The sequence below is a fragment of the Arthrobacter sp. Y3223151 genome (assembly GCF_059091125.1).
The window spans coordinates 373,231-387,463 of the sequence record NZ_JBNHGI010000001.1 but is presented as its reverse complement, the minus strand read 5'-3'; the positions used below and the strand labels follow the sequence as shown (position 1 = coordinate 387,463).

At 69.4% G+C, this 14,233-nt stretch carries 15 protein-coding genes and 1 riboswitch; of the genes, 7 read left to right on the top strand and 8 right to left on the bottom strand.

Annotation, left to right across the window (positions count from 1 at the left end; all coding sequences use genetic code 11):
* Position 1 precedes the first annotated feature (1 nt).
* From AC5RUP_RS01915 to AC5RUP_RS01905, 3 genes are all read right to left on the bottom strand, one after another.
* A complete protein-coding gene (locus AC5RUP_RS01915) occupies positions 2 to 1,375 on the bottom strand; it encodes an NtaA/DmoA family FMN-dependent monooxygenase (protein ID WP_494158230.1) in 1,374 nt (457 codons plus the stop codon).
* Between the two features lie 30 nt (positions 1,376 to 1,405).
* Positions 1,406 to 1,515, bottom strand: a riboswitch (TPP riboswitch).
* 130 nt (positions 1,516 to 1,645) lie between these two features.
* Positions 1,646 to 3,166 carry a succinyl-CoA:acetate CoA-transferase ScpC gene (gene scpC, locus AC5RUP_RS01910; protein WP_494154903.1) on the bottom strand — a complete coding sequence of 507 codons (1,521 nt, stop codon included), beginning with the start codon at positions 3,164 to 3,166 and terminating at the stop codon, positions 1,646 to 1,648.
* A 130-nt stretch (positions 3,167 to 3,296) separates the two neighbouring features.
* Positions 3,297 to 4,196 carry a LysR family transcriptional regulator ArgP gene (locus AC5RUP_RS01905; RefSeq protein WP_494158229.1) on the bottom strand — a complete coding sequence of 300 codons (900 nt, stop codon included), beginning with the start codon at positions 4,194 to 4,196 and terminating at the stop codon, positions 3,297 to 3,299.
* 70 nt (positions 4,197 to 4,266) lie between these two features.
* On the opposite strand from AC5RUP_RS01905, the gene AC5RUP_RS01900 reads away from it, so the two are divergent.
* Positions 4,267 to 4,887, top strand: a complete 621-nt coding sequence (locus tag AC5RUP_RS01900; RefSeq protein ID WP_494155059.1) for a LysE/ArgO family amino acid transporter — start codon at positions 4,267 to 4,269, stop codon at positions 4,885 to 4,887.
* 22 nt (positions 4,888 to 4,909) lie between these two features.
* Positions 4,910 to 5,431 (top strand): metallophosphoesterase family protein, encoded by a 522-nt coding sequence (locus AC5RUP_RS01895; RefSeq protein WP_494155058.1) that lies wholly within the window; start codon positions 4,910 to 4,912, stop codon positions 5,429 to 5,431.
* Here the strand turns inward: AC5RUP_RS01895 and AC5RUP_RS01890 are convergent.
* Positions 5,428 to 5,622 carry a DUF2795 domain-containing protein gene (locus tag AC5RUP_RS01890; RefSeq protein WP_494013549.1) on the bottom strand — a complete coding sequence of 65 codons (195 nt, stop codon included), beginning with the start codon at positions 5,620 to 5,622 and terminating at the stop codon, positions 5,428 to 5,430. The two genes, AC5RUP_RS01895 and AC5RUP_RS01890, sit on opposite strands and share 4 nt — an antisense overlap.
* Positions 5,623 to 5,993: 371 nt before the next feature.
* Between AC5RUP_RS01890 and AC5RUP_RS01885 the strand changes: the two genes are divergently transcribed.
* The 3 genes from AC5RUP_RS01885 to AC5RUP_RS01875 all read left to right on the top strand — a co-directional run bounded on the left by AC5RUP_RS01885 (position 5,994) and on the right by AC5RUP_RS01875 (position 9,686).
* Complete coding sequence (locus AC5RUP_RS01885; RefSeq protein ID WP_494076588.1) at positions 5,994 to 6,665, top strand: transglycosylase family protein; 672 nt, start codon at positions 5,994 to 5,996, stop codon at positions 6,663 to 6,665.
* A gap of 115 nt (positions 6,666 to 6,780) precedes the next feature.
* The gene (locus AC5RUP_RS01880; protein ID WP_494154434.1) at positions 6,781 to 8,472 is read left to right on the top strand and encodes a long-chain-fatty-acid--CoA ligase; all 1,692 of its coding nucleotides are present in this window, start codon (positions 6,781 to 6,783) and stop codon (positions 8,470 to 8,472) included.
* Between the two features lie 227 nt (positions 8,473 to 8,699).
* Positions 8,700 to 9,686: an ABC transporter substrate-binding protein gene (locus AC5RUP_RS01875; protein WP_494154435.1), complete on the top strand. Its 987-nt coding sequence runs from the start codon at positions 8,700 to 8,702 to the stop codon at positions 9,684 to 9,686.
* Positions 9,687 to 9,799: 113 nt separating this feature from the next.
* Here the strand turns inward: AC5RUP_RS01875 and AC5RUP_RS01870 are convergent, their stop codons facing one another.
* Positions 9,800 to 10,384, bottom strand: coding sequence for an LOG family protein (locus AC5RUP_RS01870; RefSeq protein ID WP_494154436.1), 585 nt, complete (start codon positions 10,382 to 10,384; stop codon positions 9,800 to 9,802).
* A 35-nt stretch (positions 10,385 to 10,419) separates the two neighbouring features.
* Here AC5RUP_RS01870 and AC5RUP_RS01865 point away from each other — a divergent pair, with 35 nt between their 5' ends.
* Complete coding sequence (locus AC5RUP_RS01865; protein WP_494154437.1) at positions 10,420 to 10,959, top strand: DinB family protein; 540 nt, start codon at positions 10,420 to 10,422, stop codon at positions 10,957 to 10,959.
* 92 nt (positions 10,960 to 11,051) lie between these two features.
* Here the strand turns inward: AC5RUP_RS01865 and AC5RUP_RS01860 are convergent, their stop codons facing one another.
* The 3 genes from AC5RUP_RS01860 to AC5RUP_RS01850 all read right to left on the bottom strand — a co-directional run bounded on the left by AC5RUP_RS01860 (position 11,052) and on the right by AC5RUP_RS01850 (position 12,741).
* Entirely contained in the window at positions 11,052 to 11,267 is a 216-nt protein-coding gene (locus AC5RUP_RS01860) for an Rv3202a family protein (protein ID WP_493979815.1), read from the bottom strand.
* Between the two features lie 61 nt (positions 11,268 to 11,328).
* On the bottom strand, positions 11,329 to 11,628 hold the full coding sequence (locus tag AC5RUP_RS01855; RefSeq protein ID WP_494154438.1) for a MoaD/ThiS family protein: 300 nt from the start codon (positions 11,626 to 11,628) through the stop codon (positions 11,329 to 11,331).
* 15 nt (positions 11,629 to 11,643) lie between these two features.
* The gene (locus tag AC5RUP_RS01850; RefSeq protein WP_494154439.1) at positions 11,644 to 12,741 is read right to left on the bottom strand and encodes a WD40/YVTN/BNR-like repeat-containing protein; all 1,098 of its coding nucleotides are present in this window, start codon (positions 12,739 to 12,741) and stop codon (positions 11,644 to 11,646) included.
* A gap of 95 nt (positions 12,742 to 12,836) precedes the next feature.
* Here AC5RUP_RS01850 and AC5RUP_RS01845 point away from each other — a divergent pair, with 95 nt between their 5' ends.
* Positions 12,837 to 14,105 carry an MFS transporter gene (locus AC5RUP_RS01845; RefSeq protein ID WP_494158228.1) on the top strand — a complete coding sequence of 423 codons (1,269 nt, stop codon included), beginning with the start codon at positions 12,837 to 12,839 and terminating at the stop codon, positions 14,103 to 14,105.
* Positions 14,106 to 14,233 lie beyond the last annotated feature (128 nt).

Genomic DNA, 14,233 nt, shown 5'->3' with positions numbered 1-14,233 from the left:
GCTAAGACGCGACGGAGCGGCTGCCTGCCGGGGAAGCTCCCAGGTGATCGCGCAGGGTGTGTCCCGAATAGGCGGTCCGGAACCGGCCCCGGGCCTGCAGTTTCGGCACCACGCCGTTGACGAAGTCTTCGAGTGAGGACGGGTAGAGGGCCGACATGATCACGAAACCGTCAGCCGCCTCAGAGTCGTAGAGTTCGCACAAGTAGTCGGCGATGTCCGACGGATCGCCCACGGGCTGGGGTTTCAGCTGGTTCATGGCCTGCGCCAGCGCCAGCTCGCGGACGGTCATGGATTCCCGGCGGGCTGCGGCCAGGAGCATTTGTTCAAAGCCCTCGCTGCCCGTGGCCCCGCGATGGGCCAGCAGCAACTCCTCGGCGCTGCCGTCCGGCGTCAGGTCCTCCCGGGCCGCGTGGAGGAGCCGGCCCAATTTCGTCAGGACGTCCTCCTCGTCGAGTGCCGCCTGCAGGCCCCGCACGGCTTGGCGGGCGGCGGCCGGCGTGGCGCCGGTGATCGGCTGGACCGCCGGGAGGACGGCCAGCTGATCCGGATTCCGTCCGGCGGCCGCAGCGCGGGCCCGCAGTTCGGTCCGCACCGCGCGCATGGCGTCCGGGGTGTCGGCGACGGCGAATACGACCTCGGCCCAGCGGGCCGCGAACTCCATGCCGCGCGGGGAGGACCCGGCCTGCATGAGCACCGGCCTTCCCTGCGGGCTGCGCGGCAGGGTGATCGGACCGCGGCTCAGCGGACGGTCGTCGCCGTTGCGCCGGGGCCGTTCGGGTATCCGGTGGACACGCTCCGGATCCGCAAACCGGCGACCCGGCCCGTCCAGTGTCAGCGCCCCGGGTTCCCAGCTTTCCCACAGGTCCACCACGGCCTGGACGACGTCGTCGGCCCGGTCGTAACGCTCGGATTTGGGCGGGATGGCGGCCAGGCCGAAGTTGGCGGCCTCGGCGTCGGTGGTGGACGTGACGATGTTCCAGGCGACCCGGCCGCCGGAGAGGTGATCCAGCGAGAGCAGCTTCCGGGCGATCGTGTAGGCAGGGGTGAAGGTCGTGGAGATGGTGGCGGCCAGGCCCAGGTGGCGGGTCGCCCCGGCAACCAGTGACAGGGTGACCAAGGGGTCGAGATAGATGGCGCCCTTGCCGCCGGTGACCAGCGTGGTGGCGTAGTCGCCCGCGTTGTCCTCCGGGACGGCCAGCGCGTCGGGCAGGAACAGCATGTCGAAGCAGCCTCGTTCCAGCGTCCGGCCCAGATCGAGGTAAAACTCTGCGCTCAGCCAGTCCCGCCGGGAGAGCGGATGCCGCCAGTTCTCCGAATACTGGCTGGTCGGCGGGTTGACCATCGCCACCAGGTGCATGCCGCCGGATGTCTGCATTGTCGCGCCCTTCTGTTGAGTGAACAGGGCACGGGTGTGAGGGTTGCTCCCTGCGCTGGCATGATCCAGATCAGGTTCAACGGTCGAAACTTGAGAAGCTTCCTCTCAGCCCGGTTCACCGGACTCCCGTGTACAAGCCAGCAGCCTACCGGCAGCCGCACCGGGCGGCGAAAGGCCGCAGGCACGACGGCGTCATACTCCCGGGCGCCGCGTGGACAGCGGGCGGACAGCCGGACCGACCCGCCGCCCGGTGTGCGGGGAGGCCGGCCGTTACTGCCGTGCGGGGAGCATGCTGCCGGTCTCCACGAAGCGCTGGTGCCAGGACAAGGCCTCGCCGAGCAAGTGCGGGGTGTGCTTGCCGAAGCTGTCCCGGCAGGCCCGGTCGAAGTAGTCCTGGAGCATGGGCCGGTAGTCCGGATGCGCGCAGGTCTCGATGATCTTGCGCGCCCGCTGCTTCGGCGCGAGCCCGCGCAGGTCGGCCAGACCCTGCTCGGTGATCACGATCATCGTGTCGTGCTCGGTGTGGTCGACGTGGCTGGCCATCGGCACGATGCTGGAGACCTTCCCGCCCTTGGCCATGCTGGGGGACATGAACACGGACAGGTAGCTGTTTCGGGCGAAGTCGCCGGAGCCGCCGATGCCGTTCATGACCTTGGTGCCGGCCACGTGGGTGGAGTTGATGTTGCCGTATATGTCCGCCTCGATCATGCCGTTGAGCGAGATGCAGCCCAGCCGGCGGACCAGCTCGGGGTGATTGGAAATCTCCTGGGTGCGCAGGATAATGCGCTCGCGGTAGTAGTCGACGTTTGCGTTGAACTCCTCCAGGCCCGTGCGGCTGAGCGAGAAGGAGGTGGCGGAGGCCATGCGCAGCACGCCCTCCTTGAGCAGCTGCAGCATGCCGTCTTGGATGACTTCGGTGTAGGCGGTCAGGCCGCGGTAGCCGCCGGCCGCCAGACCTTCCAGCACCGCGTTGGGGATATTGCCGACGCCGGACTGCAGCGGGAGCAGCTGCTCGGTCAACCGCCCGCGCCGGACCTCGTGGTCCAGGAACTCCAGCAGGTGGCCGGCGATCTGCTGCGACGCGTCGTCGGGCGGGTTGAAGGGGGAGTTCCGGTCGGGCGCGTCGGTGTGCACGACGGCCACGATCTTGTCCGGATCCACCTGCAGGTAGGGTTCGCCGATCCGGTCGTCGGGATGCTCGAGCGGGATGGGCCGGCGTTCCGGCGGCAGGGCGGTGCCGTAGTAGACGTCGTGCATGCCCTCGAGACCCACCGGCTGGGCGTTGTTGATCTCCACGATGACCTGGCTGGCCTGCCGGAGCCAGGTCATGTTGTTGCCCACGGAGGTGGACGGGATGAGCCGTCCGTCCTCGAGGATGCCCACCGCCTCGACCACGGCCAGGTCCACGTCGCCGAAAAACCCGAACCAGGTGTGCTGGGCGACGTGGCTGAGGTGCATGTCGATGTAGTCCAGCTCGCCGGCATTGATCCGTTCGCGCAGCGCCGGGTCCGACTGGTAGGGCAGGCGCAGCTGCATCCCGTCGACCTTGGCGAGGGCGCCGTCGAGCTCAGGGGCCGTCGAAGCGCCGGTGAGTACGCGGATCTTGAACTGCTCCCCGGCCGCGTGCGCGGTTTCCATCCGTGCCGCGAGCGCCTGCGGCACGGCCTTAGGGTAACCGGCGCCGGTGAAGCCGCTCATGGCAACGGTCATGCCGGGTTTGATCAGTTCTGCCGCCTGCTCCGCGCTCATCACGCGCTCGCGCAGGCGGGCGTTGCGAATGCGGTCTTGCATCGTGCCCCTTCGTCTGGATCTCTCCCTCCACTGTAGGGCCGGGCACGGGTGCCGGGGTTCGGGGCGGAGAAAACGGCACCCCTGGCAGCGGGCGGAGGCGCCGCGCGCCGCGGGATTTCCGGGCGCTGAGCTAGCGCTGCCGCAGCTGGTCCAGCGCGGTCTGCCGAACGCAGGCAGTCAGTTCGTCTAGCACCGGCGAGCTGATTTTCCAGCGCTGCCAGTATAACGGCACGTCCACCGGCAGGTCGGGGGCTAGTTCGTGCAGCGTCCCGGTGCGGACGTCCGCCAGGCACTGTTGCTCCGGCAGCAGGGCCCAGCCGATGCCCAGCCGGACCGCCGAGGCAAACTCCGCCGAGGCGGGCAGATAATGGCGCGGCGCCGCCAGCGCGGCGCCGGTCAGTTCCCGGTAGAAGCGCTCCTGCAGGTCGTCCTTGCGGTCAAAATCGAGCACGGGCGCGGCCGCCAGCCACGCCGGGTCGGCGTGTCCGGTCCCGGCGGGCCGCCAGTGCTCCAGGTAGGCCGGGCTGGCCACCGCCCGGTAGCGCAGCGAGCCGAGCGCCTCCACCGAGCAGCCCTGGACCGGTTCCGGCGTCGCCGTCACCGCGGCCGTCACCCGTCCGGCCCGCAGCAGGGAGGTCGAATGCTGCTCGTCTTCGCGGTGGACTTCGAAAAACACCCCGCGGTCGCGCGGCATGCGGGCCAGCGCGCCCAGGAACCAGGTGGCCAGCGAATCGGCGTTGACCACCAGCGGCAGGGCCACGCCGTCGCCGTCGCCGCCGAGTTCGCGCTGCGCGTCGGCCTGCAGGACCCGCACCTGCCGCGCCAGCCGCAGGACCACATCTCCGGCCGCAGTCGTTCGCACCGGAGCGGTGCGCTGCAACAGGACCTGCCCGGCCGCCTGCTCCATGGACTTGATCCGTTGGGACACGGCCGAGGGCGTCACGTGGAGGGCGCGGGAAGCGGCATCGAAGCTGCCCTCCTGGACGACGACGGCGAAGGTCGCCAGATGGTCGAACTGGAACGGCTGCATAAGGCAAGCTTACGTAACTGAAGTTTCTTTAGCTGTACTGATGCGCGTGTTGTCAGTAGCGTCAACTGTTGTGACTACCGCTATTGCTCCCGCAGTCTTGCTGGGCCTGGGAACCGGGCTGGCCCTGATCGTCGCCATCGGCGCGCAAAACGCCTTCGTGCTGCGCCAGGGCATCCGCGGCGAGCACATCGGCGTCGTCGTTCTCATCTGCGCGGTGTCCGACGCACTGCTGATCACCGCCGGGATCGCTGGCATCGGCGCCGTGATCGAGGCCGCCCCGGCGGTGGTGGACGTCATCCGGCTGGGCGGGGCGGCGTTCCTGCTGGCCTACGCGGTGTTCGCCGCCAAACGGGCGATCAGGCCGGGCGTGCTGACCGCCTCGGCCAATCGCGCCGGCGGGGGACTGGCCGCAACGGCTGCCACGGCGCTGGCCCTGACCTGGCTGAACCCGCACGTGTATCTGGACACGGTGCTGCTGCTCGGTTCCATCGCCAACACCCAGGGGCCGGAACTGCGCTGGTATTTCGGCGCCGGCGCCGTGGCGGGCAGCCTCATCTGGTTCGGCGCCCTCGGCTTCGGCGCCCGGCTGCTGCGTCCCTTCTTCGCCCGGCCCGGCTCCTGGCGCCTGCTCGACGGGCTGATTGCCGTCGTCATGCTGGCGCTCGGGCTGCGAATGGCCTTCGGTCTCTGATTCGATATGCGAGGATGCCGGTATGCCCACCTCCTTGCTGCTGCTGGCGGACACACACGTGCCGAAGCGGGCGCGGCACCTTCCTGACCAGGTGTGGGACGCGGTGGAGGCGGCCGACGTCGTCTTCCACGCCGGCGATTGGGTCACCGCCGACCTGCTCGACGAGCTGGAAGAGCGGAGCCGGCGGCTGGTCGCGGTGTACGGCAACAACGACGGCGACGAGCTGCGCTCGCGGCTGCCGGAGATTGCCCGGGCGACCATCGCCGGGGTCCGGTTCGCCATGGTGCACGAAACCGGGGCGGCAAAGGGGCGCGAACAGCGCTGCCAGGCTCGCTTCCCCGATGCCGACGTGCTGGTGTTTGGCCACAGCCACATCCCGTGGGACACCACGTCGCCCGGCGGCCTGCGGCTGCTGAACCCGGGGTCGCCGACGGACCGCCGCCGTCAGCCGGTCTGCACGTATATGACCGCGACGGCCGACGGCGGCCGGCTCCTCGACGTCGAGTTGGTGCCGGTGGACAGGACTGCTGGCCGAGGGCGTTAGTTGCCGGCTACCGCTTTGCTGACCTCGGCCGGGCTTTCGTACTGCTTGTCGGGGAGATTCTTGAGCGCCGAGAGGACGTCGTCCCCGGCCCCGGATTGTTCCGCGTTCTTCACCAGGTCGGCGGCGGATGCCGGGTAGTCCACGCCGCCCAGCGCCTTCTGGATGTCAATGGGACTGGGATTCTCTGCCATGGGAAAACCTTCCGATCGAATAGGAATCCCCACGCTACGTCCTGGGCCGGGCACTGGGAAGAGCCCGAAGGGGCCGGGGTGCACCTAGCCGTGATTCGGGCCGCGGCGCGCACCGACACACTGTTTGTAGATCACGGTTTTGCAACGTTGGTTACTTTACGGTAACGTGCAGTTCGTGCGCGGGTCAGATGACCGCGCCAGGGGATGCCGGAACTTCCGGCGCGATCTACCCATGGAATGCCCGGACGCTGCCCACGCCTTTCGCCGTCAGAATGGCAGACGTCCACATGACCTCGATTTTGCGAGTGGCTGACGGCGGTGCGGAGACGTTCGGGGACGGACTGAGCATAAGGCGGCCGAACCGGAGCATTGTGAATCCAAATAAAAACCTGAACCTCAGCCGTGCCCTGCGTGGCGGCCTCGCCGCCGTCGCCCTGACCGGCGCCAGCGTTGCGCTGGTCGGACCGGCCGCGAACGCGGCCGACGGTGCAACCTGGGACGCCCTGGCCCAGTGCGAGTCCGGCGGCGACTGGAACATCAACACCGGCAACGGATACTCCGGCGGCTTGCAGTTCGCCCCGGGCACGTGGGCGGCGAACGGCGGCAGCGGTTCTGCCGCCGACGCAAGCCGCGCCGAGCAGATTGCCGTGGCCGAGAACGTCCTGGACAGCCAGGGGTGGGGCGCCTGGCCCGCCTGCTCGTCCAAGCTGGGACTGGCCGGCGGCGGCGGAGGGTCGCAGGTGAGCAGCCAGTCGGCCCAGATCCAGCAGGCACCCGTCCAGCAGGCACCGGTCGCCCAGGCGCCGGTCCAGCAGGCCCCGGTCGCCCAGGCTCCGGCCCCGGCACCGGCCGCACCCGCGGTCCAGGCACCGGCGGTCAGCGGCGAAACCTACACCGTGCAGCCCGGCGACACCCTCGGCAAGATCGCCCAGTCCCTGGGCCTTCAGGGCGGATGGCAGGAGCTCTTCGCAGCCAATGCGGACACCGTTTCCGATCCGAACCTGATCTTCGTCGACCAGGTTCTGCAGCTGCCCGCGCAGTAATCCGGCACGTACCCGCAGCGCCCCGTTCTCCGTCAGGAGGGCGGGGCGCTGCTGGTTGGGCCCAAAAGACGCGCCCTAGACTGGTAGCAACCGAGTGAGAGGACGTGTCACTGCTGTGTCCACCGTTGAGGATCGCCCGTGGCTGCAGAACTACCAGCCAGGGGTGCCGGCCGAGATCGACGTACCGACCGAATCCCTGTCGCACATGCTGGAAGACTCGGTCCGCCGGTTCCGGAGGAAGACGGCCCTCGACTTTTTCGGCGCCGCGACCAGCTATCGGGAGCTGGGCCGGCAGATAGACCGGGCGGCGGAAGGCCTGCGCCGGCTCGGCGTAGGCCCGGGCAGCCGCGTTGCCTTGATCCTGCCGAACTGCCCCCAGCACGTGGTGGCCTTCTACGCCGTGCTGCGCCTGGGCGCCGTCGTCGTCGAACATAATCCGCTGTACACCGAGCGCGAACTCCGCCACCAGTTCGAGGACCACGGGGCGACGGTTGCCATTGTCTGGAACAACGTGGTGGCCAAAGTGCAGGCGTTTCCGCCGGATATCGAGGTCAAGGCGATCGTGTCCGTGGACCTCACCCGGGCGATGCCCCGGGCCAAACGCCTGGCCCTGCGGCTGCCCGTCCCGGCGGCTAGGACCGCGCGCAAGGCGCTGACCACGCGGGTTAAGGGGACCGTGACCTGGGAGAGGCTGCTGCAGGCCAGGCCGCTGAAGAAGTCGCATCCCCGGCCGGCGGTGACCGACCTGGCGGCCATCCAGTACACCTCCGGCACCACCGGGCAACCCAAGGGCGCCATGCTCACGCACCGGAACCTGCGGGCCAACGCGGAGCAGGGCCGCGCGTGGATGCACGGCGTGGCCGAGGGCAAGGAGGTCATGTACGCCATCCTGCCGATGTTCCACGCCTTCGGGATGACCCTGCACCTGACCTTCGGCGTGCTCACCGGCTCGCGGGTGGTCCTGTTTCCCAAGTTTGACGTGGACCTGGTGCTGGCGGCGGCGAAGAAGACCCCGCCCACCGTCTTCTGCGCCGTGCCGCCCATCTACGAGCGGACCGCTCGGGAGGCCAGGAAGCGGCGGGTGGATTTGGGGTCCGTGCGGTTCGCTATCTCGGGTGCCATGAACCTGCCGCAGGCCACCGTGGACCTGTGGGAGGAGACCGCGGGCGGGCTGCTGGTGGAGGGTTACGGGATGACGGAGACATCGCCGGTGGCCCTGGGCAACCCGTTCGCGCCGACGCGGCAGAACGGCACGATCGGTGTCCCGTTCCCCAGCACGGAGATGCGGGTGGTTGACCCGGAGGACCCTGCCCGCGACGTCGCGCCCGGCCAGCCGGGCGAACTGCTGATCCGCGGCCCGCAGGTTTTCCTGGGGTACTGGGGTAAGCCGGAGGAAACGGCGGAGGTCCTGCTCGACGGCGGCTGGGTGCGCACCGGTGACATCGTCACCGTGGACGGGCAGCACAACGTCCGCATCGTCGACCGGGTCAAGGAACTGATCATTACCGGCGGCTTCAACGTGTCGCCGTCCGAAGTCGAAGACGCCCTCCGCTCCCACCCGGACGTGATGGAGGCCGCCGCGGTCGGCCTTCCGCGCCCGGAGGGCGGCGAGGAGGTGGCGGCCGCCGTCGTGCTTCGCCCCGAAGGAACGGTCCGGCTGGATGAACGGGGGTTGCGGGACTATTGCCGCGGCCGGCTGGCGGCGTACAAGGTCCCGCGCCGGATCGTCGCGGTGGAGGAGCTGCCTAAGTCGATTTTGGGCAAGGTGCTGCGCAAGCAGGTCAAGGCGCAACTCGCCGCCCGGTGAGGGCGCGTCACGTGCGGTTCCGGCAGCAGAGTGGGTGACGCGAGCAACGGGGGCGACGCGAGCAAAGACACCATCAAAGTGGGTGACGCGTCACATTTCGTCCGCGCTGCAGGCGCCCGGTGTGAGCCGTGACATAGTGGTTGCCGGTGGCAGCGCAATGGCCGCGCTCTCCGGTTGGGGGAGACCGCGGGCGCTGTCACTTGATTTTTTCGAACTGAGGAAGTGACATGAAGCGAACATTCCTGACGCTGCTGGCCGGTGTCTCCGCGCTTGGCTTGGCGGCTTGTGGATCCGGATCGCCCAGCGGCGGAGGCAACGAGGCCGGCGGGAACGAATCCGCCGGCGCCGGTGACCTGACCAAGGTGACCGTTGGCGTGATCCCGATCGTGGACACCGCCCCGCTGTGGCTCGGTGACTCGAAGGGCTTCTTCGAAGAAGAGGGCCTGGACCTGGACATCCAGAACGTCGCCGGCGGCGCGGCCGCCATCCCCGCCGTGGTCAGCGGTGGATTCGACTTCGCCTTCGGCAACGTCGTGTCGGTCATGGTCGCCAACGACAAGGGCCTGGACATCCAGCTGGTGGCCAACGGCAACTCCACGTCGGGAGACACCTCGCACGATTTCGGCGGGGTAGTGGTGAAGGGCGATTCGGACATCAAGTCGCCCAAGGACCTGGCCGGCAAGACCGTGTCCGTGAACACCCTCTCCAACATCGGTGACACCACCATCCGCAGCGTGATCGAGGCCGACGGCGGCGACCCCGAGAGCGTGAAGTTCGTCGAGGTCGGCTTCCCGGACGCCCCGGCCGCGCTGGCCAACGGTCAGGTGGACGCCGCGTGGATCCTGGACCCGTTCCTGTCCCAGTCCGTCGAAGACGGCGGCCGCGTGGTCTCCTACAACTTCGCCGACTTCGACAAGAACCTGGACATTTCCGGCTACTTCGCCACCGGCGAGACGGTCTCCGGCGATCCGGAGCTGGTCAAGAAGTTCCAGGCCGCGATGAACCGCTCGCTGGAGTACGCGCAGGAGAACCCGGACGAGGTCCGCGAGATCGTGGGCACCTACACCAAGATCGACGAAGACTCCCGCGCGGAGATGGCCCTGCCGACCTTCCGCAAGGACTTCAACATGGAGGCGGCGCAGAAGCTCGCCGACGCCGCCCTGAAGTACGGCACCCTGCAGAAGCCGGCGGAGCTGGACAAGTTCTTCCCGTAGGCCTCAAAGCCTCACCGGTACGACGGACGGCGGGCCTCCCGGCGTCTGCTACCCCGACAGCGCCTCTCCCGGACGGGAGGGGCGCTGTCTGCGTTCCGCCACGACCCGGGCCGCTAGATGCGGCTGCGCTCGCCGGGGTCCCGCCACTTGCGCACCGGCGGCGTCCAGCCCTCGATGGCGTCCAGCAGCTCGGCGGCGGAGCCGGCCACGATGACCGCATCCCGGTAGTCCTGCTTGAGGAAGCCGCCGGCGACCAGGCCGTCGATGGTCGTCAGCAGCTGGTCCCAGAAGCCGTTGATGTTCAGGAAGGCCACCGGCTTCTCGTGGATCCCGAGCTGCAGCCACGTCCAGGCCTCGAAAATCTCCTCCAGCGTTCCGATGCCGCCCGGCAGCGCCACGAAGGCGTCGGCCAGGTCCGCCATCATTTGTTTCCGCTCGTGCATGGAGTCCACCACGTGCAGGGTGCTCAGCCCGAGGTGCCCCACTTCGGTTTTGTCCAACGACTCCGGGATCACGCCCACCACGTCGCCGCCGGCTGCCACCGCGCTGTCCGCGACGACGCCCATCAGGCCCACCTGCCCGCCGCCGTACACGATTCCGATGCCACGGGAGGCTAGTTCCGTCGCGAACCGCTCCGCCTCCCGCGCGTAAATGTCGTCCCTGCCGCTGGCCGATCCGGTGAAAACTGCAAGTCGCATGCGGCCATTATTCCGTGCCGCTAGACTCGCTGACCATGAGCGACGTGGACGAGCAAGGCCGCACGGACCCTCCGCTGGCGGCGGGGGAGGCGGAGACCCTGCTGGGTTTCCTGGAGTTCCACCGCGCCACCTTCGAATGGAAGTGCGCGGGCCTGGGCGCGGAAGGACTGGCCGCCACCCTGGCGCCGTCCCGGATGACCCTGGGCGGCATGCTCAAGCACCTGGCGTTCGTGGAGGACTACTGGTTCTCCCACCGTTTCCACGGGCAGGAACCGCAGCCACCTTGGGACACAGTGGACTGGAAGGCCAGCCCGGACTGGGACTGGCAGTCCGCGGGCGAAGACACGCCGGAACAGCTCCGCGGGATGTGGCAAACAGCCGTGGCACGCTCCCGCTCCCTGACCGCCGAAGCCCTGGCCGACGGGGGCCTGGACGGGACCGGCTCGCCGGCCGGGTCCACTACCGGGGTTCCCAGCCTCCGGTGGATCCTGGTCCACATGATCGAGGAGTACTCGCGGCACAACGGGCATGCCGACCTGCTGCGCGAGGCAGTGGACGGATTGGTCGGGGAGTAGCGGGCAGCACGGCACCCTGCACTGCCCGTGGCCGACTCCCCGCAGTTCCCAACGTCTTTAGGCCGGACCCCCGCGTCCCGAACGGACCGGTCCTACTCGGCTTCCCCGCGCGGATACTCGTCGTCCTCGTCGGACTTGACCGGTTCCAGCTGCTCCTGCAGGTCCGCCTCGTTCGCCTCCCAGGTGGAGGTCATCGCCGGCGATGCTTCGTGTTCCAGGTCGTCACTGCGGACTGGAAGGGCCTGTTCCTGCACGTCCGCCTCGTTGGCTTCCGTGATGTCTGCTTCGTGCTGGCTGTTGCTGGTCATCGGGTCCCTCCTCCAAGTTGCGGCGGCTATTGGTACACCATTGTCGGCTTAATCGTGGATCCTATCCACCGGCGACGGACTGGATAATCAGCAGTTCCTGCCCGGGTGCGACCAGCGTCGCCGGTCCCTGCAGCGTGCGGATGTCCTCGCCGTCGAGATACAGGTTGACGTAGCGGCGGATGGCACCGGTTTCGTTGCGGACCCGGCGGTTGAAGACCGGGTAATCGCCGGCCAAGGCGTCCAGGATCTCCGCCACGGATTGCGGACCGGTTGCCGGCACGGTCAGCTCGCGCTGCTCGCCGGTCACCTTCGCCAGCAGGCTGGGCACGACGACGGTGACCGCTTTTTCTGCCACACCCACCACAGGGATCCCTCCTTATAGGGTGGCCGCGCGGACGCACAGGACGTCCGGCAGCCCCGAGGCCACTTCCACGAAGACTTCGCCCTCGTCGGCACTGGCGTACACCGAGCCGCCGCGGGTGCCGAAGTAGACGCCGGCCGGATCGCCGGTGTCCACGGCGGCGGCGTCGCGCAGCACCACGTTGTAATCCTGGTCCGGCAGCCCGGTGGCGAAACGCGCCCAGGTGGCGCCGCCGTCGTCGGTCCGGTGCACGGCGAGATGCCCGTCCGGCGGAATCCGCTCGCCGTCGGCCTTGATCGGGACCACCCAGGCGGTCCGGGACCTGCGCGGGTGGGTGAGCATGACGAAGCCGAAATCGGTGGGCAGCCCGTCGGCTATGGACTGCCAGTTGTCGCCGGAATCGTCCGAGCGGTAGACGCCGTGGTGATTCTGCGCGAAGAGCGTGGACGGATCAGCGGCATCCCGCGCGATCTTGTGGACGCACTGGCCCACCTCGGGATTCGGATCTGGCATGAAGTAGGCGCTGATGCCGTGGTTGCGTGCCTGCCAGCTGGCGCCGCCGTCGGTGGTCCGGTACACGCCCCCGGTGCTCATGGCCACGTGCACGGTGTCCGGATCCTCCGGGCTCGGCAGCACCGAATGGATCGCCGCTCCGCCGTACCCGGCCCCCCACTGGTCCTTGTCGGGGTGGTCCCACAGGCTGCGGTTGAACTCGAAGTGTTCGCCGCCGTCGGTGGACTTCCAGACCGAAATCGGTTCGCAGCCTGCCCAGACCACGCCCGGCCGGTCCGCGGCGTCGGGCTGGATCTGCCAGATCCGCTCCACCGCGGCGCCGTCGTTCTCGCCGAAGCGGATGGCGCCGTGCTCCGGTTCGGTCCAGGTCTCGCCGAGGTCCTCGGAGCGGAAGATCGTGGGCCCCCAGTGTTCGGAGCGGGCTCCCACCAGCAGGCGGGTGGAGCCGCCGCGCTGGTCGATCCCGATGCTGGGGATCTCGTTCATCAAAAAGTGCGGGCCGGACAGGGACCAGTTGGTCCGGTCGCGGCTGGTGGCCAGCCACAGCCCCTTCTTGGTCCCGATCGCCAGGACGGTCTCCCCAGTAGCCATGCCACCCATTCGACCACCGGGGCACCGGCGGCGCAACGGTTTTGCGACGAACGGCCGGGCGCGGGGCAGAATGGGGAGGCCGGCCGTACTTCAGGAACGAGGACATGAGCACGCACCCGCCACACCAGCCCGGGTCCCGCCTCTGGCTTTGGGTCCTGATGGCGGCCGCCGTGCTGACCCAGACGTCCCTGAACGTGTCGCGGCCGGTGGTTTCCTACAAGCTGCTGGCCCTGGGCGGAGACGCGGCAGTCATCGGCGTGGTGACCGCCGTTTACGCCGTGCTGCCGGTGGTGGCGGCGCTGTGGCTGGGGCGGGTGAGCGACCGGATTCCGTCGCTCAAGGGCATGGTCGCGTTGGGCGCGGCCCTGCTGGCGGTGGCCACGCTGGGGCTGGCCCTGGCGCAGGGGGCCGCGGTCATCGCGACCTCGATGGCCCTGCTCGGCGTGGGGCACCTGCTGTTCACCATTGCCGGCCAGTCCGCCATCGGGCGGTATGCGCCGCTGAACCAGATGGACAGCGGCTTCGGCTGGTTCACCGCCGCCTTTTCGCTGGGGCAGTTGCTCGGCCCGCTGCTGGCCGGGCTGCTGCTGGGCAGCGAGACCGGGGGAGTGGGGCCGAGCTGGCTCGGCGCCATCGACCTGACCCTGCTGCTGGCGGCCGGCATCGCCGCAGCCGGGGCGCCCGTGATGCTGATCGGCGCGCACCCCGGCGCCGCGGCCCGCCGGTTCCGCCGCGGCAAGAACGACGGCGGTGCGGCGCCGGCACCGCTGGTGAAGGAGCCGGTGCTGCAGATTCTGCGGCGGCCCGGCGTGGCCTGGAACATGCTGGCGTCCATGGCGCTGCTCTCGGTGATCGACATCCTGGTAGCGTTCCTGCCGCTGGTGGGCGAGGAGCTCGGGGTGCCGCCGCTCTGGGTGGGCGTTCTGCTGGCCGTGCGGGCGGGCACGTCGATCATCTCGCGGATCCTGCTGCCGTGGCTGGTGCACCGCTGGACCAGGATCCAATTGCTGGTGGTCAGCCTGCTGGGCTCGGGCGCGGCGATCGCGGTGACGCCGTTCGTCCTGGAGCCGTTCTGGGTGGCCGCCGCCGCGCTGTTCGTGGGCGGGTTCCTCCTGGGCCTGGGCCAACCGCTGACCATGACGCTGATCAGCCACGCCGTCCGGCCGGAGTCCCGGGGGTCGGCGCTGGCGCTGCGGCTGCTCGGCAACCGGGTGGGGCAGGTCGTGCTGCCGCTGGCGGCGGGCTTGCTGGCCGCCCCGCTCGGCCCGGGCGGCGCGATCTGGTTCTCCTGCGCGGTGCTGGGCGCCGCGGCCGCGGCACGGTTGACGGTGCGCACCGGCGGTGGCGGCGGCGGCCGGCGGCCGGCCGCTTGAAGCCGGCCTGGCGCTCCGGTTCGGCCGCCTGCTCCGGTTCGGCCGCCTGCTCCGGTTGTTGAGTGGAGCATGGACCCGAAACGGAGCGACGACGGCGGTGGCTGAGCACCGCCGCCGTGCGCCGCGTC

Excerpts from the sequence above, each read along its gene's own strand:
- AC5RUP_RS01915 (WP_494158230.1), bottom strand. The coding sequence starts at position 1,375 with ATGCAGACATCCGGCGGCATGCACCTGGTGGCGATGGTCAACCCGCCG.
- scpC (WP_494154903.1), bottom strand. The coding sequence starts at position 3,166 with ATGCAAGACCGCATTCGCAACGCCCGCCTGCGCGAGCGCGTGATGAGC.
- AC5RUP_RS01905 (WP_494158229.1), bottom strand. The coding sequence starts at position 4,196 with ATGCAGCCGTTCCAGTTCGACCATCTGGCGACCTTCGCCGTCGTCGTC.
- AC5RUP_RS01895 (WP_494155058.1), top strand. The coding sequence starts at position 4,910 with ATGCCCACCTCCTTGCTGCTGCTGGCGGACACACACGTGCCGAAGCGG.
- AC5RUP_RS01890 (WP_494013549.1), bottom strand. The coding sequence starts at position 5,622 with ATGGCAGAGAATCCCAGTCCCATTGACATCCAGAAGGCGCTGGGCGGC.
- AC5RUP_RS01875 (WP_494154435.1), top strand. The coding sequence starts at position 8,700 with ATGAAGCGAACATTCCTGACGCTGCTGGCCGGTGTCTCCGCGCTTGGC.
- AC5RUP_RS01870 (WP_494154436.1), bottom strand. The coding sequence starts at position 10,384 with ATGCGACTTGCAGTTTTCACCGGATCGGCCAGCGGCAGGGACGACATT.
- AC5RUP_RS01865 (WP_494154437.1), top strand. The coding sequence starts at position 10,420 with ATGAGCGACGTGGACGAGCAAGGCCGCACGGACCCTCCGCTGGCGGCG.
- AC5RUP_RS01860 (WP_493979815.1), bottom strand. The coding sequence starts at position 11,267 with ATGACCAGCAACAGCCAGCACGAAGCAGACATCACGGAAGCCAACGAG.
- AC5RUP_RS01850 (WP_494154439.1), bottom strand. The coding sequence starts at position 12,741 with ATGGGTGGCATGGCTACTGGGGAGACCGTCCTGGCGATCGGGACCAAG.
- AC5RUP_RS01845 (WP_494158228.1), top strand. The coding sequence starts at position 12,837 with ATGAGCACGCACCCGCCACACCAGCCCGGGTCCCGCCTCTGGCTTTGG.